The sequence below is a fragment of the Lederbergia panacisoli genome (genome assembly GCF_024626525.1).
In the GTDB taxonomy this organism is placed as follows: Bacteria; Bacillota; Bacilli; order Bacillales; family Bacillaceae_C; genus Lederbergia; species Lederbergia panacisoli.
This window is the reverse complement of sequence record NZ_JANJGU010000001.1, coordinates 73,502-94,073: the sequence shown is the minus strand read 5'-3', so window position 1 is coordinate 94,073 and position 20,572 is coordinate 73,502. Positions and strand designations below refer to the sequence as shown.

At 35.8% G+C, this 20,572-nt stretch carries 23 protein-coding genes; 13 read left to right on the top strand and 10 right to left on the bottom strand.

All coding sequences use genetic code 11. The features are described 5' to 3' along the window. Positions 1-12: 12 nt before the first annotated feature. From NQ185_RS00400 to NQ185_RS00375, 6 genes are all read left to right on the top strand, one after another. Positions 13-1,026 (top strand): phosphotransferase, encoded by a 1,014-nt coding sequence (locus NQ185_RS00400; RefSeq protein WP_257579543.1) that lies wholly within the window; start codon positions 13-15, stop codon positions 1,024-1,026. Beyond that, entirely contained in the window at positions 1,020-1,847 is an 828-nt protein-coding gene (locus NQ185_RS00395) for a GNAT family N-acetyltransferase (RefSeq protein WP_257579542.1), read from the top strand. The genes NQ185_RS00400 and NQ185_RS00395 overlap by 7 nt, the downstream gene beginning before the upstream one ends. A 14-nt stretch (positions 1,848-1,861) precedes the next feature. Then, a complete protein-coding gene (locus NQ185_RS00390) occupies positions 1,862-2,617 on the top strand; it encodes an exodeoxyribonuclease III (protein WP_257579541.1) in 756 nt (251 codons plus the stop codon). Beyond that, on the top strand, positions 2,610-3,473 hold the full coding sequence (locus NQ185_RS00385; RefSeq protein WP_257579540.1) for an oxidoreductase: 864 nt from the start codon (positions 2,610-2,612) through the stop codon (positions 3,471-3,473). The genes NQ185_RS00390 and NQ185_RS00385 overlap by 8 nt, the downstream gene beginning before the upstream one ends. Beyond that, positions 3,457-4,479: a hypothetical protein gene (locus tag NQ185_RS00380; protein WP_257579539.1), complete on the top strand. Its 1,023-nt coding sequence runs from the start codon at positions 3,457-3,459 to the stop codon at positions 4,477-4,479. Before NQ185_RS00385 ends, NQ185_RS00380 begins: the two co-directional genes overlap by 17 nt. Before the next feature lie 72 nt (positions 4,480-4,551). Continuing rightward, complete coding sequence (locus NQ185_RS00375; protein ID WP_257579538.1) at positions 4,552-4,980, top strand: cell wall hydrolase; 429 nt, start codon at positions 4,552-4,554, stop codon at positions 4,978-4,980. A 224-nt stretch (positions 4,981-5,204) separates the two neighbouring features. Here NQ185_RS00375 and cydS read toward each other — a convergent pair whose 3' ends face one another. Genes cydS through NQ185_RS00365 form a run of 3 tightly spaced genes read right to left on the bottom strand, consistent with a single transcriptional unit; the run spans position 5,205 to position 7,695 of the window. Next, on the bottom strand, positions 5,205-5,312 hold the full coding sequence (gene cydS / locus NQ185_RS20300) for a cytochrome bd oxidase small subunit CydS family protein (RefSeq protein WP_373370760.1): 108 nt from the start codon (positions 5,310-5,312) through the stop codon (positions 5,205-5,207). 14 nt (positions 5,313-5,326) lie between these two features. Beyond that, positions 5,327-6,352 (bottom strand): cytochrome d ubiquinol oxidase subunit II, encoded by a 1,026-nt coding sequence (locus tag NQ185_RS00370; protein ID WP_257579537.1) that lies wholly within the window; start codon positions 6,350-6,352, stop codon positions 5,327-5,329. Beyond that, positions 6,349-7,695, bottom strand: a complete 1,347-nt coding sequence (locus NQ185_RS00365; RefSeq protein ID WP_257579536.1) for a cytochrome ubiquinol oxidase subunit I — start codon at positions 7,693-7,695, stop codon at positions 6,349-6,351. Before NQ185_RS00365 ends, NQ185_RS00370 begins: the two co-directional genes overlap by 4 nt. 328 nt (positions 7,696-8,023) lie before the next feature. Here NQ185_RS00365 and NQ185_RS00360 point away from each other — a divergent pair, with 328 nt between their 5' ends. Genes NQ185_RS00360 through NQ185_RS00345 form a run of 4 tightly spaced genes read left to right on the top strand, consistent with a single transcriptional unit; the run spans position 8,024 to position 12,143 of the window. Next, positions 8,024-8,584, top strand: a complete 561-nt coding sequence (locus tag NQ185_RS00360; protein ID WP_257579535.1) for a DUF4358 domain-containing protein — start codon at positions 8,024-8,026, stop codon at positions 8,582-8,584. 24 nt (positions 8,585-8,608) lie between these two features. After that, the gene (locus NQ185_RS00355) at positions 8,609-9,994 is read left to right on the top strand and encodes an MBOAT family O-acyltransferase (protein WP_257579534.1); all 1,386 of its coding nucleotides are present in this window, start codon (positions 8,609-8,611) and stop codon (positions 9,992-9,994) included. Positions 9,995-10,006: 12 nt separating this feature from the next. After that, positions 10,007-11,131: a DHHW family protein gene (locus NQ185_RS00350; RefSeq protein ID WP_257579533.1), complete on the top strand. Its 1,125-nt coding sequence runs from the start codon at positions 10,007-10,009 to the stop codon at positions 11,129-11,131. A 16-nt stretch (positions 11,132-11,147) separates the two neighbouring features. Further along, a complete protein-coding gene (locus NQ185_RS00345) occupies positions 11,148-12,143 on the top strand; it encodes an aminoglycoside phosphotransferase family protein (RefSeq protein WP_257579532.1) in 996 nt (331 codons plus the stop codon). On the opposite strand, the gene NQ185_RS00340 is transcribed toward NQ185_RS00345, so the two are convergent. Beyond that, positions 12,138-12,602: a GNAT family N-acetyltransferase gene (locus NQ185_RS00340; protein WP_257579531.1), complete on the bottom strand. Its 465-nt coding sequence runs from the start codon at positions 12,600-12,602 to the stop codon at positions 12,138-12,140. The two genes, NQ185_RS00345 and NQ185_RS00340, sit on opposite strands and share 6 nt — an antisense overlap. Positions 12,603-12,850: 248 nt before the next feature. Here NQ185_RS00340 and NQ185_RS00335 point away from each other — a divergent pair, with 248 nt between their 5' ends. Continuing rightward, positions 12,851-13,141, top strand: coding sequence for a hypothetical protein (locus NQ185_RS00335; RefSeq protein ID WP_257579530.1), 291 nt, complete (start codon positions 12,851-12,853; stop codon positions 13,139-13,141). 30 nt (positions 13,142-13,171) lie between these two features. Here the strand turns inward: NQ185_RS00335 and NQ185_RS00330 are convergent, their stop codons facing one another. Further along, on the bottom strand, positions 13,172-13,363 hold the full coding sequence (locus NQ185_RS00330) for a YbxH family protein (RefSeq protein WP_257579529.1): 192 nt from the start codon (positions 13,361-13,363) through the stop codon (positions 13,172-13,174). Between the two features lie 118 nt (positions 13,364-13,481). Here NQ185_RS00330 and NQ185_RS00325 point away from each other — a divergent pair, with 118 nt between their 5' ends. After that, entirely contained in the window at positions 13,482-14,366 is an 885-nt protein-coding gene (locus NQ185_RS00325; protein WP_257579528.1) for a hypothetical protein, read from the top strand. A 144-nt stretch (positions 14,367-14,510) separates the two neighbouring features. On the opposite strand, the gene NQ185_RS00320 is transcribed toward NQ185_RS00325, so the two are convergent. Next, positions 14,511-14,822 (bottom strand): hypothetical protein, encoded by a 312-nt coding sequence (locus NQ185_RS00320; protein WP_257579527.1) that lies wholly within the window; start codon positions 14,820-14,822, stop codon positions 14,511-14,513. Positions 14,823-14,878: 56 nt separating this feature from the next. After that, positions 14,879-15,343, bottom strand: a complete 465-nt coding sequence (locus NQ185_RS00315) for a DinB family protein (RefSeq protein ID WP_257580028.1) — start codon at positions 15,341-15,343, stop codon at positions 14,879-14,881. Between the two features lie 386 nt (positions 15,344-15,729). Between NQ185_RS00315 and NQ185_RS00310 the strand changes: the two genes are divergently transcribed. Next, positions 15,730-17,466, top strand: coding sequence for an ABC transporter ATP-binding protein (locus NQ185_RS00310; RefSeq protein WP_257579526.1), 1,737 nt, complete (start codon positions 15,730-15,732; stop codon positions 17,464-17,466). Between the two features lie 197 nt (positions 17,467-17,663). On the opposite strand, the gene kynA is transcribed toward NQ185_RS00310, so the two are convergent. From kynA to kynU, 3 genes are read right to left on the bottom strand one after another with little or no spacing between them, the layout of a single operon-like run. Then, a complete protein-coding gene (kynA, locus tag NQ185_RS00305) occupies positions 17,664-18,512 on the bottom strand; it encodes a tryptophan 2,3-dioxygenase (protein ID WP_257579525.1) in 849 nt (282 codons plus the stop codon). Next, positions 18,505-19,152, bottom strand: a complete 648-nt coding sequence (kynB, locus tag NQ185_RS00300) for an arylformamidase (protein ID WP_257579524.1) — start codon at positions 19,150-19,152, stop codon at positions 18,505-18,507. The genes kynA and kynB overlap by 8 nt, the downstream gene beginning before the upstream one ends. After that, a complete protein-coding gene (gene kynU / locus NQ185_RS00295; protein ID WP_257579523.1) occupies positions 19,152-20,423 on the bottom strand; it encodes a kynureninase in 1,272 nt (423 codons plus the stop codon). The genes kynB and kynU overlap by 1 nt, the downstream gene beginning before the upstream one ends. Positions 20,424-20,572 lie beyond the last annotated feature (149 nt).

Here is a 20,572-nt window from a genome sequence, read left to right as displayed (position 1 = left end):
GGAGAGGGATCCATGAAATTTGATAATAGCAACATACATAGACGGCATTTATTAGCTTACATAAATCAATCATATAATATTGAAGAGGGAGTAAAAATTGATTTCATTCCAAAAGGGGAAGAAGGGTATTGTTATTCTATTGAAACAAAAACGGGAGAAGAGTATTTTGTAAAAGCAATTAAAACGGAAATGGATTTGGCTACTCCACTTTCAGCAATCCATTATTTACACTTTCATGAGAAGAAAACATATTTACTTCCTCCGATTCAATCAAAAACTGGTGAAGTCGTTATTCAATATGGGGCTTTTCAAATTTCAATTTTTCCTTATATTACTGGGGAATCCATTTACGAAGGGGAACTTTCATTAGACGACACAGTTGGAATCGCTAGGATAATGGCAGATTTTCATCGTATAGATATAAATAAAATACCAGGAATCCCAAACGAACAATTTGATAATCCTTTTGAAAAAAACATTGTAAAAATTTTACATACTGTAGAAAATAATGATGAGGTTGAACTTATATATAGACAGCAAGCAAAGGAATTATTTGCAAAGGAACAAGAAGATATTCGTTTAACATTAAATCGGATGAAAATAATTCAGAATCATTTGCAAGCCTTTCCATTAAAATATTCGATTACACACGGCGATCCAAACTATGCCAATATTATCCGTGACACAGAAGGATTTTTGCATGTAATTGATTTTGGTTGGCTGGCATATGGACCTGTTGAAAGAGATATTATGGCTTTTACTGAAAATGAATTTTTCCAGTCGTTTCTATTAGAATATGCAAAACACAATAAGGACGCCAAATTTAATATAGAAGTTTTTGAGTTTTATTTATACCGTTGGGCTTTGCAAGAAATCTCCGATTATGGTTCACAGCTTTTCTTTGGTTCCACAGGTGACGCGGAACATGAACATGCCTGGAATGAATTGCAGCCTTATTTGCCTATCCCTCATACCGATATTGCCAAAAGCCTTGATCTTATAAATAAGGAGCTGATTAAATGTTAGAATTGAAAAGCTACGCTCACTTTGAAAAGTTCAAATCAGATGTTTTCCCACATCTTTATAAACATGAAGTAGCGAACAATCTACCTATTGGGGTTGTAGGTTCATTAACGGATGAATCAACTATCTACCTGATGGCCACGATTACAAGAGATGACGAAATGTTAATCGTGTTGTTGCAGACACATCCGCAGCAAATTATTATCTCGAAACCTCCTAAAATGTCTGATGAAGAAATGGTTAAGATAGCTAGGCTTATTCGTGATAAAGTAGAAGATATTCCGGGTTTGATTGGTGAGAGAGATTTTACGGAAAAGATAGTCCATAATATTGATAAATCCCAATACTTCGTCCAAATGAATCAAAGAATATACGAATTATCTGAAGTTAAAAAAGAAGCAGATTCAAATGGAGAAATCCGTCTTGTAATAATGGATGATCTTCCAGTCATAAAACAATGGATTTATTTGTTCTGTGAAGAAATAGGAGAGGAGATAAGCTTCGAAGAATCGGAAGAAAAAGCAATAGCAATTATTAAAAATGAAAGAATGTATGCTTGGGAAACAGAAGGAAGGATTGTGACGATGGCGAGTGTAAGTCGTCCAACTCGGAGTAATATTTGTGTAAGCTTAGTTTTTACTCCATTAGAAAATAGAAAAAAAGGCTTCGCTTCTAACTGCGTTTCCGCACTTTCGCAATTAATGTTAGATAAGGGCTATAGGACTACGAGCTTATATACCGATTTAGATAATCCAACATCCAATAAAATCTATATGGATATTGGGTACGAACCAATTATGGATTCAATTTTATACCGCAAATGAAGGGAAAATAATAAATGAAACTTGTATCTTGGAATGTAAATGGCATAAGAGCTTGTGTAAAAAAAGGATTTTTAGATTATTTTCATGAAGTAAATGCAGATATTTTCTGTCTTCAAGAAACTAAACTACAGGCAGGACAAATCGAATTGGAACTAGAAGGTTATCATCAGTACTGGAATTATGCCCAGAAAAAAGGGTATTCGGGTACAGCCATCTTTTCAAAAATACGCCCATTAAATGTATCGTATGGGTTGGGAGAAGATGCTGGAGAACCGGAAGGGAGAATTATTACATTAGAATACGAAGATTTCTTTTTAATCAATGTCTATACACCAAATTCGCAAAGAGATTTGGCAAGACTCGATTATCGCTTGAGTTGGGAAGATCAAATGCTTCTATATTTAAATAAGTTGGACGAGATAAAACCTGTCATCCTTTGTGGTGATTTAAATGTCGCGCATAAGGAGATAGATTTACGCAATCCAAAAATGAATGTCGGGAATTCTGGATTTACTTTTGAAGAGCGAGGGAAGTTTACGACATTACTTGAAAATGGCTTTATAGATTCTTATCGTCACTTTTATCCAGACCACGAAGGCGCCTACACATGGTGGTCGTATATGAACAAGGTAAGGGAGCGCAATATTGGTTGGCGGATAGACTATTTTCTAGTTTCTGAAAGAATGTCCGAAAGGTTAATAGATTCACAGATTCATTGTAATGTGATGGGGAGCGATCACTGTCCAGTGATGTTGGAGATAAATGAATAAAACAGCAATCATTACAGGAGCCTCTAGTGGATTTGGACTGCTCGCGACAGTGGAGTTAGCAAGAAATGGATTTTCTGTCATTGCAACAATGAGAAACTTGCAAAGTAAGGATACTATAATAAAGTTATGTAAACAAGAAGCGATTACTTCAAAAATAAGCTTCCTGCAGCTCGATGTAACAGATCAAAAATCTATTAATCATTTCGCAAGTCAATTATCACAAATCCCTTCAGTGGATATCCTTATCAATAATGCGGGATTCGCATTTGGTGGGTTTTGCGAAGAAACGAGCATCTCAGAATATAACGAGCAATTTGATACAAACTTTTTTGGTTTAATTAGGGTGACGCAAGCTGTACTTCCTTATATAAGAAAACAACAAAGTGGTAAAATCATTAATATTAGTAGTATCTCAGGTAAAATTGGGTTTCCAGGACTATCTCCATATGTAGCATCGAAACATGCCCTTGAAGGCTGGTCCGAATGTTTGCGTCTTGAGGTTAAGCCATTTGGAATAGATGTCGCTCTGATTGAACCGGGTTCCTTTCAGACGAATATATGGACAAAAGGTAAAAGAATTGCAGAAAACTCACTGCTTGATAAGTCACCCTACTCGTTTTATATGAAGGCAATAGAAAAGGAATTAGAGTCAGGAAAGGAGAACTATGGAAATCCGCAAGATGTTGCCAGACTTATCGTGGATTTATGTTCTAGAAAAGCGTTAACCAAATTACGGTATCCAATCGGAAAAGGGGTTAAGTTATCACTATTCTTGAAAAATATTTTTCCTTGGAAAGTATGGGAAAGAATATTTTATAAAAGATTAAATATAGGAGGTAATGGTTTTGACAATTAATTTTAAGAAAAAAGAAGAATGGTTTACATTTTTTGATGGAGAAGGCAATAAGATTGAGAGAAAAGCAGAAATTCGTTTCGATCCTCTAACTGGTGAGACATCTAGACTTGTATTTGATCCTGGTTTAGTTCCGACTCCACCCGATTATAAACAAGCGGCTGAACAAACGAGTGGAAAGAATTGTCCATTTTGTTCAGAAAATATTTTAAAGATGACACCTGTTTTCCCAAATGAAATTGCAGAAGAAGGAAGGATTTTTAATGGAGACGCCATCGTATTTCCTAATCTTTTCCCTTACAGCAAGCATAATGGAGTGGTAGTATTTTCAGATCAACATTATGTGCGTTTGGAGGAATTTTCCTCATTAATGATAAAAAATGCCTTTATGGCTGCTTTACATTATATAAAAAAAGTAGCCGAAACTGATAAATCAGCAACTAACTTTTCAATAAATTGGAACTATCTCCCTAATTCAGGTGGAAGCATCCTCCATCCTCATTTACACGTAATCATTTCTGAATCACCAACAAACTATCAGAACTATGTTAATGAATATGCTAATCGTTTTAAAGATGAAACTGGGAATGATTATTTTACAGAGCTTTATCAAAAAGAAAAGGATTCCGGAGAAAGATGGGTAGGGGAAAAAGGAAATGTAGGCTGGCTTCATGCATTTTCCCCAAAGAGCCATAATGATTTTATCGGGATATTTACTAAATCAATAACAATACAGGACATTACTGAACAAGATTTACTAGATTTTGCCGAAGGGTTAAGATCTGTATTCAATGCACTTATAGAACAAGGGTTTGCTAGTTTCAACTTATCCATGCAGTTATCAAGTGATTCCTCAAGTAATCAGCCAATCCATGTACGTCTTATTCCGCGTTTAACGATCGGGAATCTGGGGACAAGTGATATTAGCTATTTTCAAGCAATTCACGACGAGCCTCTATCTTATAAAGAACCTGAAAAAATAGCGGAATTGGCAAGAGCACATTTTTAATCAAAAACCTTCGTCAACAATCATGTCATCTTTAAATATGATGAATATGTAATGATTGATGGAGGTGGAGGTATGGCTGTTGTAAAAGCCAGGGAAGCAGATATAGATTTGTTGGCAAGGCTCTTAAGGGCAGAAGGTGAAGGTGAAGGAACACAAGGGATGCTTATGATTGGGAATGTGGGAATTAACCGGATCAGAGCTGATTGTTCCGATTTTAAAGGAATTCGCACAATCCCACAAATGATTTATCAGCCCCACGCATTTGAAGCGGTAATCCACGGTTATTTTTACCAGAGGGCTAGGGAAGCGGAAAAAACACTAGCTAGAAAATCAATCAATGGACATAGGCTTTGGCCATCCAAATATAGTTTGTGGTATTTTAGACCGCAAGGAGACTGTCCTTCAAAATGGTACAATCAACCATTCGTAGGGCGCTATAAGCTGCATTGTTTTTATGAGCCGACTGGTACAGAATGTGAGAATGTATATAATACGTATTAAAATGCAAAAGGAGAAACAAGCATTCCAGAGGGAGTGCTTGTTTTTTTGAATGATATTATATCGATATATTATACTTGTAAAATAAATGTATTATTTTTGTTTATGGTCAGGTGCCAAAGAGAAGTAGAGGTGTTAGTACCTGGTCATAAATCCACCTAGAATAGGTACGCACAAGTTTGTTGAAAGCCAAGGACAGCTTCAATAACAAGCTGTCCTTGTATTTTTTAATATTCATCTATATAAGGTTCTTCTCTCAAGGCTGCCCAAAATGCTGCACCAATCGATAACGCCAGCACAATAAAAGGCGCGGCAAATATAAAGAAATCGGTCATGAAAAGCACACTCCTTATGGATGATAATCTGATTTTCCTTCGACATATTTTTTATCAAATAAAAACAATCGCAATAGCAAATATAATGAAGGAATTAATAAACAAAGCCCTGCAATAAACGCAGCGACGAGTGAAATCGCCATCGCTTTATTTGTGAATCCGTCATAAATCGTTAAATGTGGATAGAGTAAATATGGAAAATGAGAAAATCCATACGCATAAAAAGCAAGAGCAAATTGACCTGTCAGCAAGCCGAATGCACGTCCGTAATGCTTTCGATTCCATATAAGCCAAACAGTACCGAAAAACATTAGGAAGGATAGGGCGAACATCCACCATAAATCCAAAATTCGTCCATAATGTTCAGGATTGTGGAAACGCAACTCGACAATAATACCTCCTGCTGTCACAATCGTTGGAAATGCCCAAAGCAGCGCGTATTTCCTCATTAATTCTGCTGCTTTCATATCTCTCGCTTTATGGGCATACCACGTTAGAAATACTGCAGAAATATAAAGGACAGCAGCAAGACTCAACACAACAATACTCCACGTAAGTGGGCTAGAAAATAATGCCCAATAATCCAATACGGGATTTCCGTCAACGATTGAAACAAATCCGCCTTCAGAGATTGTCAGTACAATGGATAATGAAGCGGGAATAAATAACCCTGATAATCCGTACATAAATGCATATCCTTTATGTCCTCTCGAACCGTATGTTTCAAAAGCATAATAAGATCCGCGTATCGCAAGCAGTAAAATTGAAATGCTTGCAGGAACTAAAAGAATGGTTCCGTAGTAAAAAGCCGTTTTTGGAAAAAAGCCAACTATTCCTACAAAGAAAAAGACAAGAAATACATTCGTTACTTCCCAGACCGGAGATAAATACCTTTGAATAATATTCGTTAAAATATGCTTTTTTCCAGCATAAACACTGTAGGCATTGAAAAAACCTGCGCCAAAGTCAACGGACGCAACGATTACATATCCAAAAAGGAAAGTCCAAAGTACTAATATCCCGAGTATTTCTAAATTCATGATGGCACACCACCTTTTTCAGCAGCTCGGTCTTCTAATTCGCGCTCAACAGGATTTTTTCTAAACATCCTGCTTAACACGACAATTGTCCCTATCGCGAGGATGACATATAACCCAGCAAAAAGAATAAGCATAAGGTCCACTTGATTGCTAGATGTAGCGGCATCTGCGGTACGCATCAAACCCCGAAGCACCCATGGCTGTCTGCCAACTTCGGCCATCCACCAACCCGCCTCAATCGCAAGGATAGAGAGGGGGCCACCCAACACAATCAACCATCTGAACCACTTTGTCTCAATGATTGGCCATCTCCTTTTCATCCCTATCCAAAATACAAATGATAATACAACCATCCAAATCCCAATCGTGACCATAATATCAAATAGATAGTGAATATAAAGGGGAGGGATTTCATCCTCAGGAAACTGATCCAATCCGAGTACTTCAGCTGTAGGATCATTATGTGCCAATACACTTAGTGCAAAAGGCAGCTTAATAGCATATTTAACTTCTCCATTTTCCAATTTTCCGTATAAAATAAGCGGTGCTTTACCTTCTGTCTCAAAATGCCATTCAGCAGCGGCTAACTTTTCGGGCTGGTATTCTGCTAAATACTTACCAGAAAAATCACCTATGATTGCAGCGCCAATTGCAAAGATAAGCCCTAGCTTCATCGTTAGAGCCAATGCTTTTTTATGATAAATATGATTAGAACCTTTTAATAATCGGAATGCTGCTATGGAGGCAAGTACAAAAGCTGAGGTCATATATGCCGTCACAACAACATGAGCTACTTTTGTCGGCATCGCTGGATTAAACATCGCCAAAATAGGATTGATATTAATGAGCTGGCCATCCACTAGGTCAAATCCTTGTGGTGCGTTCATAAATGCATTGACCATTGTAATAAAGACAGCTGAAAAAGAAGCACCAACAGCAACTGGAATAAGTAGGAGTAGATGTTTTCTTTGGTTTTCAAATCGGTCCCATGTATACAAATAAATCCCTAAGAAAATAGCCTCAAAGAAAAAAGCAAATGTTTCCATGAAAAGGGGGAGGGCAATGACATTTCCTGCAAGCTCCATAAAATTAGGCCATAACAACGATAACTGTAATCCAATAGCGGTTCCTGTTACAACGCCAACGGCCACTGTAATAACAAAACCACGCGTCCATCTTCTAGCTAGAAGAATATAATGTTCGTCATTTTTTTTAATTCCGACCCATTGGGCAATCATAATCATGAGTGGAATTCCCACACCAATCGTAGCGTATATAATATGAAAAGAAAGCGTAAGTTCCGTTAAAATTCGACTGTAAAATAATGCATCTTCATTAACCAACTACTTTTCCTCCTTTTATCCACCAAAAATTCTGCCAAGTATCGAAACGAACATGATCGCCGCCACACTGAAAGCGAGCCATATAAGACCCTTCTCATGTTTTTTATACATATTCCATCTCTCCTTGTTTGAAAATGGATCTCTCCCTTTAATTATCATACCCATTTAAAAAGCTGGATTTACAAAAGGGTTTGACAAATTGTCAACATACTCTCGTCTATATTGTGAACAATATCACATAAGAAAATAAATTTCCAATGAAACGAAACAAAATCTCAAAACTTTCGTCAAAGATTATGGAGAACAATATCAAAATCGAGGTGCTAACATGAAAAAAGTAATGGGTTTAACAGGTATGATTGCAATTATACTTTTATCACTTATTGGATGCAGCAATGAAGCTGCTAATAAAGCAGGTGCATCTGGAGTTTCTATTGAAGAAATCGTGGGTGCTATAAAAGAACAAATCGGAGAAGATTTAACAGCGGTGGGAGTTGCAGATGCACTTAAAGATGGTGTTCTACAAGCATACATAGAAAGTGACCTCGTAAAGAAGGATGAAGCTAATCCGGATAGTGATTTTCTTATGGAAAAATTGTCGCTCAACGTAGATGATTTAGAGGAAGGTTATGTTATCGCCGCAATGATGAATATTAATTCTGATGAAATTATTCTGTTAAAGGCTAAGGACGAATCCAAAGTGGATGGTTTGATTGAGGCGTTAAAAAAAGAAAAGGAAGCACAAATTAACACATGGGAACAATATTTACCTGATCAGTATGAAAAGGTAAAAAATAATATTATAAAAGTAAAAGGTCCTTACGTAATCTACATTACGTATGAACATCCTGAAAAATTGGAAAAGATATTCGATGATAAACTTAAATGATTTTTGTTGCTTAGGTGTGATGAAATGGTTTTTAGCAGCTTAGTTTTTCTTTTTGTCTTTTTACCTATTACATTATTTATCTATTTTATTAGTCCGAATAAACTAAAAAACTTGCTCCTTCTCTTTGTCAGCTTGATTTTTTACGCATGGGGGGAGCCTATTTACATTCTGTTGATGCTTTTTTCGGCTGTGGTCGATTATGTTCATGGCATCTTTATCGCAAAATTTAAGGGGAGATTTTTTGCAAAGCTTTTTCTATTTTCCTCGTTATTCATAAATATAGGAATACTTTCCTTTTTTAAATATGCGAATTTTTTCATAGAAAATCTTAATCTTTTACTGGGAGCGGATTTAGGATTGTTGAATTTACCGCTTCCAATCGGCATCTCCTTTTACACTTTCCAAACGATGAGCTATACGATTGACGTATATAGGGGCAGGGTCCAGCCGCAAAAAAATCCAATTGCTTTGGCAATGTATGTTTGTTTATTTCCGCAGCTGATAGCAGGTCCAATTGTCCGTTATGAAACAATTGAAAAAGAGCTGATTCATAGACGTGTTACTGTACATCAATTTGCGGAAGGGATCCGCTTATTTATCATTGGACTGGGCAAAAAAGTATTACTTGCCAATAATATAGGTTTTCTTTGGAACAGCATAGAGGGACGGAGCTTTTCAGAGCTGACAGTTATTTCATCATGGCTCGGAATAATTGCATTTGCACTGCAAATCTATTTTGATTTTAGCGGATATTCTGATATGGCGAGAGGATTAGGAAAAATGTTTGGATTTAACTTCCCTGTTAATTTCCAATATCCATATTTATCTAGAAGCATTACAGAATTTTGGCGGAGATGGCATATGACTTTAAGTGGCTGGTTTCGTGATTATGTATATATTCCGCTTGGTGGAAGCAGGGAAGGGAAGTTGAAGCTTTATCGAAATCTTTTCATTGTTTGGGGACTGACTGGATTTTGGCACGGTGCAAGCTGGAATTTTATCGTGTGGGGACTTTATTTTGGTTTATTCATTGCTGTAGAAAAGGGAGGATTTAATCAATTATTAGCTCGGCTTTATCCTGTTTTTCAACATTTATATTTCATTTTCTTTATATTAATTGGATGGGTATTATTTGTATTCGAAGATCTTAAGGCAGGGTTCCAATATTTATCTATTATGTTTGGACTGTCAGGAAACTCCGTTTTAAATGAACTAACATTATATGAGCTTTATACAAATGGCGCCTTATTTATTATTGCAATTATTGGAGCTATGCCGGTTATAAAGCTTTTTGAAAATAGAAGAATTATATCAATACTCTCGCCTATTTTTTACTTTACAATTCTGTTGCTTTCGACAGCTTTTCTAGTGAATGAATCGTATAATCCATTTTTATATTTTCGTTTTTAACGAGGGAAGAATATGCATGTAACTGATAAGATTATAGCTTTTATGTTTATAAGTTTTATAGGAATTATTACTATATTGAATATGATTACAGACGATATCTTCTTCTCGGAACAGGAAAATCGAATACTCAATCAAAAACCAACATTTTCACTTGAAAATATTCTATCTGGCAAATTTATGGATCGATATGAATCGTATATATCGGATCAATTCGCATGGAAGAAGAGCTGGTTGCAGATAAAAGCTGTTTCTGAGAAGGCGATATTAAAACAAGAATCCAATGGGATATACTTTGGCAAAGATGGGTTTTTATTGGAAGGATATAAGGAACCAAAAGCCCAGTTACATAAAAACATTGAGTATATCAACTATTTTGCAGAGAAAAACAAAGATATTGATTCCTATGTTTTACTTGCGCCGACATCTATTGAAATTCACAAAGAGAAACTGCCTATATTTGCTCAGTCTTATTCACAAAGAGCAGTGATGGATGAGGTGAATGCTCAACTTCTTAATTCGGTTCAATTTATTGATGTATCATATTCATTAAGAAATCATGGAAACGAAGAAATTTTCTTTAAAACAGATCATCATTGGACGATGCGTGGAGCTTACTACGCCTATATACAAGCCGCGCAAACATTGGGATTTGAACCTTATTCTATTGGTGATTTCGAACTCGAAACAGTATCTGATGATTTTTATGGAACATATGCCTCCAAAGTGCTGGGACATCCTGTCATCCCAGACAGTATAGAATTGTTTAAACCCTTAACAGATCCATCGTACAAAATACAGTATGAAGACAATAAGGAGCTATCAAATTCATTATTTGAATGGTCGTTTTTAAAGAAAAAAGATCAATATTCCTTCTTTTTAAATGGAAATCATAGTTTAGTAACGATAAAATCAAATATAAGAAATGGTCGGAAACTAGCAGTAATTAAGGATTCATATGCTCATGCATTTATTCCTTTTCTAGCCAATCACTTTGAAGAAATAGTTGTGATTGATTTGCGCTACTTTCATAAAGATGTTCATGCTTTTATTCGAGAAAATGATGTTAAAGAAGTGTTGTTTCTTTACAATGTAGTAAATTTTACAACAGACTCCAATCTAATATGGTTGAAAAAGTAGAATAAGGTGGACAATAATGGAAATGAAAGATCAAATCACAAAGATTTTGAAAGAATTCTACAATATAGATGCGCTCAGGATAGAACAACGAACTGGCGGATGGTCTGCATTAGCTTTTTTTGTAGAAGATCGAAATAGAAAATATTTTTTAAAGGTTTATAACAAACGCAAGCAAGCTGTCATTCAGTGGATTGATGCTATCGATAGTTACATCCCGTTAGTAAAGTGGCTGCATGATGATTATCCAGAAATAAAAAAGCATATTATTAGCCCAATTTTTACGGAGCATAAAGAATTTAAATGTGAAGATGGAAGCTATGTTTACTTACTTTTTGAGTTTATAGAAGGTGAGACAATTGCTGAGAGCTCTCTAAGCCCTAGTCAAATTAATGAATTAGCAAGAATTATCGGCTTACTTCATAGGAGTACATCCAAAATTCCAAATGAACTAAAAGAACTGCAGACCGTTGAAGCCTTTGAGATTGATTATTGTAATTTATTGTCCTCATTTATTAATGACGAGCTAAATAAAGAGGAAGATGCAGTCCTAGAAATTGTTAGTCCGTATCATAATTGTTTATTAGATAAAATTGAAAGAATGAAATATTTGTCAACTACATTAAAAAACAAGTCACTCAAATATGTATTGTCCCACGCTGATGCCCATAATTGGAATATCATGCAAGGTCAAAATTTGATGCTAATTGATTGGGAATGCGTAAAACTTGCACCACAAGAACAGGATCTTATTTTAGTTATGATTGAGCCATATGCACAACAGTTTTTAAAAGAATATAAAAAACATATGAATTTTGCTACGCCTGATCTAGATGCACTCGAATTTTATTTCCTAAAAAGAAAATTGGAAGATATCTGGGAATGGATTATGGATTTGCGCATTGATGGCCTTGTGAAATCAGAAGATCTTACGCTTAACCTGCTTAAAGGTACATTAGATGAATGTTTACGGGCTGATCGCTTTCGTTCAGACTTAGAAAAGGTTATTTTATAGTTTTTTTATCATTACTAAAAAAGTGGTATCGTTTGCTATGAAAGATGTTTGCGTTTCGAAGCCTAATTTCTCATAAAGCGTAATAGCTCTTTTGTTAAATTCAGCAACCGTTAAACGAATTTTGTTTAAATTATACTTTTCTTGAAGTTCACTGATGATAAAACTAATAAAAGTAAAACCCAATCCTTTTCCCGTTAACTCAGGGTTCATGCCGAATCCTAAATCAAGCAAATCTTCTACATCCGGATAAGATCCTATATCCCGACCAATAGGCACCTGGGCGAATTGTCCTACACAATAAAAGCCAATAAGATCGTCACCATTGAAAACTGCCTTATACTGCAGCATTTCTTGGAAAGAATCCTCAGGGCCGTCCATATTATAGAAATCGTATGGTGGTTCGTATTTCCATTTAATAATTTTCTTTGCATCATTTTTTGAAATTTTTTTAGTCAGCATTTTCATTATCTCCGAAAGAATTAATTTGTTTTTAATTTTAATATAAATTCAACAAAACGGAAATAAGGAAAATTTATGGAGGGAGAAGTAATAGGTCAAACAATAACTGCTGGATTTCAAATAGGCGTTATGAGAACTTTCCAATCTCCCAAAGCAAAGGAACATTTTGTTGAAAAGCAATATATTTTAGAAGGGAATTTATCCTTAGTAAGCGAATATAAATTGTATAAAATCATAAGGAGAAAAGTATGAAGAAGTTTTTTAAAAACCCTTCTAAAGTTTCACTCATTTCTTTAATAGCTACCATTGTTGTATTTATATTGCAGCTAATCATACCTACGATGGTGGATAAAGTATTGGGACCAATTTTTCTAGTTTTTCTTTTATTAAATCCTCTTTTTGGATTTATTTGTTCATTTTTTATTAAAGGAAAACGAAAAATTTTATACATACTCATGCACCTAGCTTGTATATGTACGATTTCAGTTTTTGCAATATTAGTCATTATTTTTAGGTATTTCGCTTCTTTTGGTCCTTAAATTTAACACCACAACATTTCGTGGTGTTTTTTATATTCCGTTTGTCCTACAATAATCCGCAACAAGCTGTTCGATTTGGTCAATTTCGGGATATTTTCCATGAAAGGTAAACTTTATTTCTTCAAGGAATTCCCCTTCATGATACACATGAACCGCCCCATTTTGCTCAATGACACTAAATTCCGATTCAAATATATATCCATTTCGTTCAATCGCACCCATTAATCAAACCTCCCAGTTATTTTCATTTTACTTTTCCCTATTTTAAAACATTAAATCATGAATAGGTTTGAACCATTTTTGGAAAGCTTTTTTTAAAAATCAAGAAATGAGTGTTTATATGCGTTATTTATTTTCGGTTATTTTTTTACTTTCTATCATTTTGTTTAATGGACATTTTGCTGAAGCAAAGGATGAAGGAATCGGGATTTGGGTTGATATGCTCCCTTGGGATGAAGTGAATGGAATATTGCCGAAGTATAGTAAGTTTACGATTATGGATGTGGAGACAGGAAAGAAGTTTAATGTACAAAGGCGGGCGGGAAGTGGGCACGCGGATGTTCAACCATTGACATCAAAAGATACGAAAATTATGAAGGGCATTTATAACGGAAAATGGAGTTGGAAGAGAAGGGCAATCATAGTCATTCATCAAGATCAGTGGATTGCTGCTTCTATGCATGGGATGCCGCATGGTGCCGGAAAATTGGACAATAATTTCCGAGGCCATTTTTGCGTTCATTTTAATGGAAGTACAACTCATCGAAAAAAAGCTGTTGATCTTTCACATCAACTTATGATCATGAAATCTGCAGGTATATTGAATGAATACTTGAATAGCGCCGAACCGTACGAGCTTATTCAAGCTTTTACAGCAGGTATAAAGCAAAAGGATAGACGCATTGTCTCAGCTATTTCATTACAAAAAATAAACTGGAAGATGCAGTTCAATAAAGTTGAAAATATTAAACCAAGACAAATATCAGTAAGACCTTTTAGAAAAGATGAATTATATCTTAATATCCCAGTTGACATCGAATGGATTGATGAAGATTCAAAGCGGCATATTTTTAACGGAACAATTCATTTAATTAGATTTTCACCTGAAGAAGGATGGAAAATTGACGCTAAGCGATTTGTAAAGGATGTTTTTATTCAAAATGGGGGAAGAGAAAGAGCAAAAGGGGTAACAGAAAAGGACTTTCAAATTGACCTTAATTATTGAGGAGCCGAGCTCCCCGCAAACGGTTAGGGCCCCATTGGGATCTTATTTTTATAGTAGTTTTCAGGATTACGGTCCTTTTTCTCCTGTAGTTTTATAAGAAAACAGAAAAGAGAGAATGGAGCCCTTATAAAACCGGGCTTTCTTTCAATTTTGAATTATTTTTTGTTTTTGAATCTCGATTAGGTTCGAATCGAGACTGAAAAACAGTTTTCCTGTGTTTTCAGTCCCAATAGAGTTCGAATCGAAACGCAAATCCGTTTTTCCTATGATTTCAGTCTCGATTGGGCTCGAATCGAGACGCAAATCCGTTTTTCCTATGGTTTCAGTCCCAATCGAGCTCGAATCGAAACGCAAATCCGTTTTTCCTATGATTCCAGTCTCGATCGGGCTCGAATCGAAACGCAAATCCGTTTTTCCTATGGTTCCAGTCTCGATCCGGATTGAATCAAGACCCAAATGCACTTTTCCAATGCAATCGTTTTGACACTATGCCTCTTTAATGAGAAAAATGACTAAATATGCAATTGTTTTGCCATCATCTTTTTAATAATCCTTATTTGTCCTCGATGATTCAATTCATCTTCAAAAACATGGAACCATTTAAAATAATTGTTGGCTTGCTCACCAAACCAGAAGGGAGTCTGTTGAAATAGCCATTCGTCAGGGAGGGCTTTGAATGTTTCTATTGTATAGCGGCGAGTATCGTCTAATTCCTTAATATAAAAATCGATATTATTACTATGGATCTGTTCACGGGCTTTTTCGCCTAAATCTAATGCCGGATTCAATTCATCCATTTCTTCTTCGGTCAACTCACGATTTTCAAAGGATTCAATTTGATAAGCTTTTTCGACAGCCACCATATGTGCTAATAACATTCCGATTGAATTAGCGTCCTTATCGTAAAGGAAATCAAGTTCTTCCACTGTTAATTTTTTTACTTCTTCCAGTGTCATCACTCTTGTATAATTCATCATTGAAACTAATTTACTAAATTCTTCGCTTAAACCATCCTTTTGATCGATTAAAAATAATGTCTTAATATCTATAGCCACATTTTCACCTCATTTATGAAATAATCAACACTTCTTATATATTCGCAAAAAGCTATTAAAATCCTTTTTTATAACTCTGAGTGTTGTTATTTGTTGAGGGGAAATATTATTTAAGTATTTTTTATCTTTTAAAAACTTGATTTGTTTTGTATAATTTATCCATCGAAACTAGAAGGAGGCAATATTAATGAGAAATCAAATGACACTAGGACAAAAATATAAGGGTGCAACACTAAGTTAATAACGATTGTGTTCCCCTTATATGTGTAGATTACATTCAGGAAATCTAACATAAGAGGGGTAAGCTTGTGAATAATCGAATAAAGAAGTTTTTGTCGTACTATAGACCATATTTGAAGCTGTTTTATACAGTAATGACATGTGCATTAGTTGGTTCAGGTATTGCACTTTTGTATCCGCTGTTAACAAGATTCATTACAAAGGATATATTGGAAAATGACCTTTCCAATGCATTAAACCAAATATATATCGTCTGCGGGATCATGCTCATTTTGATGGTCATCCAAAATATTTGTCAATTTATAGTGGATTATCATGGTCATAAAATGGGTGCGATGATGGAAAGCGATATGCGGAGAGAATTATTTGAGCATTATCAAAAACTATCATTCAATTTTTATGATACACAAAAAACAGGGCAGCTAATGTCTAGAGTTACGAACGATTTGTTGCTTTTGTCTGAGTTGTATCACCACGGACCCGAGGACTATATTAAGTATTTTATAAAATTTGTCGGTGCGTTCGTCATCCTATTTTTCATTAACGCGAAATTAACGTTGGCGATTTTTATCTTTTTGCCTTTCATGGCCGTGTTTGCACTGTATTTCAATAAAAAAGTAAATATCGCTCTTAGAAGAAATAAAGATAGGATTGCGGACATTAACTCACAAGTAGAAGACAGCTTATCCGGCATACGGGTAGTTAAATCATTTTCAAATGAAAAGTTTGAAGTAGAAAAGTTCAATTATGAAAATAATCGCTTCCTTGAAAGCCGTAAAAATGGCTATAAAAGTGAAGCTTATTTTTCAACTGGGATGGATATTTATGTCCAACTCATTACCATTACTGTGATCGTATTTGGTGGCATCAATATCATCCATGCTTCTTTAGACTTGCCCGATTTGATTACGTTTTTGTTATATATTGCGTATTTAATTGAGCCGATCCAAAAATTAGCTCATGTGACGATGCAATTTCAAGATGGGATCACTGGGTTTGATCGTTTTATGGAAATCATCGAAACGGAACCCGATATAAAAGACTCCGCAAATGCAATTGATCTGAAGAATGTAGAAGGAAATATTGAGTTCAGAAATGTCGGATTTAATTATAACGGAAACAACCACCGTGTTCTGAATAATATTTCTTTAGAAGTTCAATCAGGGGATTATATTGCTTTAGTTGGACCATCAGGGATTGGAAAAACTACATTATGTTCTCTCATCTCGCGTTTTTATGATGTAAAAGAAGGGGAAGTTTTACTAGATGACGTGAATATAAGGGACGTAAGTTTGCATTCGCTACGAAAGAATGTTGGTATCGTTCAACAAGATGTTTATTTATTTGCCGGGACTGTGATCGAAAATATTCGTTACGGAAAACCTGATGCAACGAAAGAAGAAATAGTTGAGGCGGCAAAAAACGCGAATGCTCATGAATTTATTATGAACTTGCCAAATGGATATGACACCGGTATTGGTCAAAGGGGTGTTAAATTATCGGGAGGGCAAAAACAAAGGTTGAGCATCGCCCGTGTCTTCCTAAAAAATCCTCCTATTTTGATTTTTGATGAAGCAACAAGCGCTCTTGATAATGAAAGTGAAAAAATCGTTAAAGAATCACTAGAGATCTTAGCTGAAAATCGAACGACAATTGTGATTGCCCATCGTTTATCGACGATTAGAAATGCGAAAAGAATTATTGTCTTAACCGACGACGGGATCAGTGAAGAAGGCACACATGAGGAATTGCTTGCACTAAACCGGACATATGCAAATTTGTATAATATGCAGTTTGTCATTTAGCTGTTTGAGAAAATCTCCCTTTTCATTGTGAAGAGGGAGATTTATTCATTTCATGAAGTAACCATTAAAATTCATCGTAGTTACAATATTTCTAGTATAATAGATTATCATTCAATTACAATCTAATAGTAAAAAAAGGGAAGCAACTCCTGTGTTGCAATATTTCAGCAAGCCTCAACGCAGCTATTAACAATCATTTAAATCTTCGTCCGAATCTCCCACAATTCCGGGAAGAAATAGTGATCAAGGACTTTCTTTAAATAACCAACACCAGATGAGCCTCCGGTTCCAATCTTGTGTCCGATGATTCTTTCAACCGTTTTCATATGACGGAACCGCCATTGTTGGAACCAATCTTCGATGTCAACCAGTTTTTCAGCCAACTCGTACAAATCCCAATGCTTGTCGACGTTCTGGTAGACAGCTAGCCAAGCCTGCTCGACGGTATCATCTTTTTCATATGTTTTTGAAAAATCACGTTGCAATACTTCTGGGTTAATTGGAAATCCCGCGCGGGACAATGCTTGAATGGTAACATCATAGAGTCCTGGACGATGGTAAGCTTTATCCAAAATCTCAAAAAGCTCCTCATTCTTTTCATAGATTTTTAGAATATGCGGCGTTTTATAGCCAAGGACAAATTCAACCAAGCGATATTGATATGATTGAAATCCAGATGCATTTCCCAATTTGTCACGAAATCCCATGTACTCTGAGGGTGTTAAGGTTGATAATACATCCCATGTTTGGATAATCTGAGATTGAATTTTGGAAACACGGGCGAGCATTTTAAATGAAGTTTGCAACTCATTCCGCTCTATTGCCTCTATTGCAGCTTGGATTTCATGAATAATCAACTTCAGCCACAATTCACTTACATGATGGATAATAATAAATAACATTTCATCATGATGGTCAGACATTCGAATCTGACTGGTCAATAATCTATCAAGCTGCAAATAATCACCGTACGTCATTTTTTCTCTAAAATTTGTATGGATGTTTTTTTCTGTTTTAAATGTTTCATTCGTATCATGTTCACTCATTTAAAATTCCTCCTTTCGAGATTGATCGTAATACAGCACGAACTGGACTGCCATCAGCCCCCTTAATGGCGAGCGGCAAGGCGATTAGTTCATAAAAGCCTTCATTTACATGGTCTAGCATGAGATTCTCCAAAATATGAATTTCATGTTTGTAAAGTGCATGGTGGGTGTCCAAAGTCTTGCTGTCAGGCGGATCAACGGAAGGCATGTCAACACCGAGTAATGTTACACCCCTTTCTTTTAAAAATGGTGCAAGATTAGGATCTAGAAAGGGCATTTGTTTAGGGAAATATTTTGGATTATTTGGGAGTGCTGTTCGCAATAAAATTCGAGCAACGTTGTCCCAGTTGAATCTTTGTAATACCTCAGCGGTTATTTTCTCGGTATGGCTAACGTCTGCAACAAACGCTTTGCCAATATAGTGACCCAAATCCAGTTGATCGACAGTTTTTCCGTTTGAGTCATAGTGAAATGGTGCATCAATATGTGTTCCTGTATGCAAACTAGTTGTCATTTGTCCGATATTAACGGATCCCGTTTGTTCCTTTGTATACGTAAGGGAAAAAGAAAAAGGCGTGTCTTCTGGCCAATGCGCCATATCGTTTGTCAACGGTTGGGAAATATCAAACCACTTGGTCATTAAGCAATGACACCTCGCTTGTTTTCGAATTTATTATATCGCTCTTCCTTCATAACCGTTTTCAAAATTTGCACGACATGCCATACTTCTGCAAATGTATTATATAAAGCGACCGGTGCCAAACGAATTCCATTCGGGTTGCGAAAATCTGGTACAACTCCTTCAGCTTTTAAGGCCTTGCAAATGCGGGCTGCCTCGGAGTGTTTCAGAAAAATATGTCCGCCTCGTGACAGGGAATCCCTTGGGCTGGCAATCGTAAAGCTGTATTCCGCCAGTTCAATTTCAATTAACTTTATCAAGTATTCCGTTAAACGCAGTGATTTTTCACGAATTTTATCAATGCCTGCTTCCTGAAACATTTCCAATGAACCTAATAATGGTGCAGCACTTAACAAATGCGGCGTACCGATTTGAAAAGCACCGGCATTTTTTGCTGGAGTCAGCGTATGGTCCATATTGAATTGTTTATCTTTTGCAGAGCTGAACCAGCCGGCAAGGCCTGGTTGATTGCCAAAATGTCTCGCGTTTACATAAAGACCGCCAACACTTCCAGGACCTCCGTTTAAATGTTTATACGTACACCAGAAAGCAAAGTCAACATCCCATTCAGACAATTGGTGCGGGATGGCTCCTATAGAGTGGCATAGATCAAATCCGATGATTATATTTCGTTTTCGGGCTTCAGCTGTTAATGTCTTCATATCTAGAATTTGACCACTGCGATAGAGAACACTTGGCAAAACAATTAAGGCAATATCTTCTGTCATGCTTGCGATAATATCCTCTGTTTCCAATGTATCTCCATATTTGCTTTTCACTTGGACTAGATGTTTGTCTGGGTTAAGACCTCTTAAGTTTAACTGGCTTTTTAATGCATATATGTCGGAAGGAAAGTTTAATTCATCAGCAAGTATTTTAGTTTTATTCCCTATCGGCTTATAGAAACTGGCAACAAGTTGATGAAGATTTGTTGTAGTTGAGCCTGTAACAATGACTTCATCTGCATTTGCTCCTATTAGTTTTGAAGACATTTCACCAAGCTTTTCGGATAAATAAAACCATGGATGTTCTCCCTCAGTCCACCCATCAATCGCATATTTTTTCCACATCTCTAATATTTTCCCTATTGAAAGTTCAGCACGCCTCGATAAAAGCCCCAATGAATTTCCGTCAAAATAAATTTTTTGATCCGAAACGTAAAATTCATTGCGGTATTCTTTTAGCACATCGATTTGATCCATTTCTTGTGCATAGGAAAACTGTGTGTTCATGTCAAGGACACCTCTTAGTTTATTTTTATGCAACATACATATTCTTCTGAAAATTTAGTATACAATAACACAAAAAGAAATGCAAAAAAATTATTAGGCCAAAAAAATAAAAATTTGATTGAATGAAATATACAAATGACTTCTTCAAA

What these genes read in the sequence shown, in the direction of transcription:
- NQ185_RS00400 (WP_257579543.1), top strand. Translation starts at nt 13, where the DNA reads ATGAAATTTGATAATAGCAACATACATAGACGGCATTTATTAGCTTAC.
- NQ185_RS00395 (WP_257579542.1), top strand. Translation starts at nt 1,020, where the DNA reads ATGTTAGAATTGAAAAGCTACGCTCACTTTGAAAAGTTCAAATCAGAT.
- NQ185_RS00390 (WP_257579541.1), top strand. Translation starts at nt 1,862, where the DNA reads ATGAAACTTGTATCTTGGAATGTAAATGGCATAAGAGCTTGTGTAAAA.
- NQ185_RS00385 (WP_257579540.1), top strand. Translation starts at nt 2,610, where the DNA reads ATGAATAAAACAGCAATCATTACAGGAGCCTCTAGTGGATTTGGACTG.
- NQ185_RS00380 (WP_257579539.1), top strand. Translation starts at nt 3,457, where the DNA reads ATGGTTTTGACAATTAATTTTAAGAAAAAAGAAGAATGGTTTACATTT.
- NQ185_RS00375 (WP_257579538.1), top strand. Translation starts at nt 4,552, where the DNA reads ATGGCTGTTGTAAAAGCCAGGGAAGCAGATATAGATTTGTTGGCAAGG.
- cydS (WP_373370760.1), bottom strand. Translation starts at nt 5,312, where the DNA reads ATGACCGATTTCTTTATATTTGCCGCGCCTTTTATTGTGCTGGCGTTA.
- NQ185_RS00370 (WP_257579537.1), bottom strand. Translation starts at nt 6,352, where the DNA reads ATGAATTTAGAAATACTCGGGATATTAGTACTTTGGACTTTCCTTTTT.
- NQ185_RS00360 (WP_257579535.1), top strand. Translation starts at nt 8,024, where the DNA reads ATGAAAAAAGTAATGGGTTTAACAGGTATGATTGCAATTATACTTTTA.
- NQ185_RS00355 (WP_257579534.1), top strand. Translation starts at nt 8,609, where the DNA reads ATGGTTTTTAGCAGCTTAGTTTTTCTTTTTGTCTTTTTACCTATTACA.
- NQ185_RS00350 (WP_257579533.1), top strand. Translation starts at nt 10,007, where the DNA reads ATGCATGTAACTGATAAGATTATAGCTTTTATGTTTATAAGTTTTATA.
- NQ185_RS00345 (WP_257579532.1), top strand. Translation starts at nt 11,148, where the DNA reads ATGGAAATGAAAGATCAAATCACAAAGATTTTGAAAGAATTCTACAAT.
- NQ185_RS00340 (WP_257579531.1), bottom strand. Translation starts at nt 12,602, where the DNA reads ATGCTGACTAAAAAAATTTCAAAAAATGATGCAAAGAAAATTATTAAA.
- NQ185_RS00335 (WP_257579530.1), top strand. Translation starts at nt 12,851, where the DNA reads ATGAAGAAGTTTTTTAAAAACCCTTCTAAAGTTTCACTCATTTCTTTA.
- NQ185_RS00330 (WP_257579529.1), bottom strand. Translation starts at nt 13,363, where the DNA reads ATGGGTGCGATTGAACGAAATGGATATATATTTGAATCGGAATTTAGT.
- NQ185_RS00325 (WP_257579528.1), top strand. Translation starts at nt 13,482, where the DNA reads ATGCGTTATTTATTTTCGGTTATTTTTTTACTTTCTATCATTTTGTTT.
- NQ185_RS00315 (WP_257580028.1), bottom strand. Translation starts at nt 15,343, where the DNA reads ATGATGAATTATACAAGAGTGATGACACTGGAAGAAGTAAAAAAATTA.
- kynA (WP_257579525.1), bottom strand. Translation starts at nt 18,512, where the DNA reads ATGAGTGAACATGATACGAATGAAACATTTAAAACAGAAAAAAACATC.
- kynB (WP_257579524.1), bottom strand. Translation starts at nt 19,152, where the DNA reads ATGACCAAGTGGTTTGATATTTCCCAACCGTTGACAAACGATATGGCG.
- kynU (WP_257579523.1), bottom strand. Translation starts at nt 20,423, where the DNA reads ATGAACACACAGTTTTCCTATGCACAAGAAATGGATCAAATCGATGTG.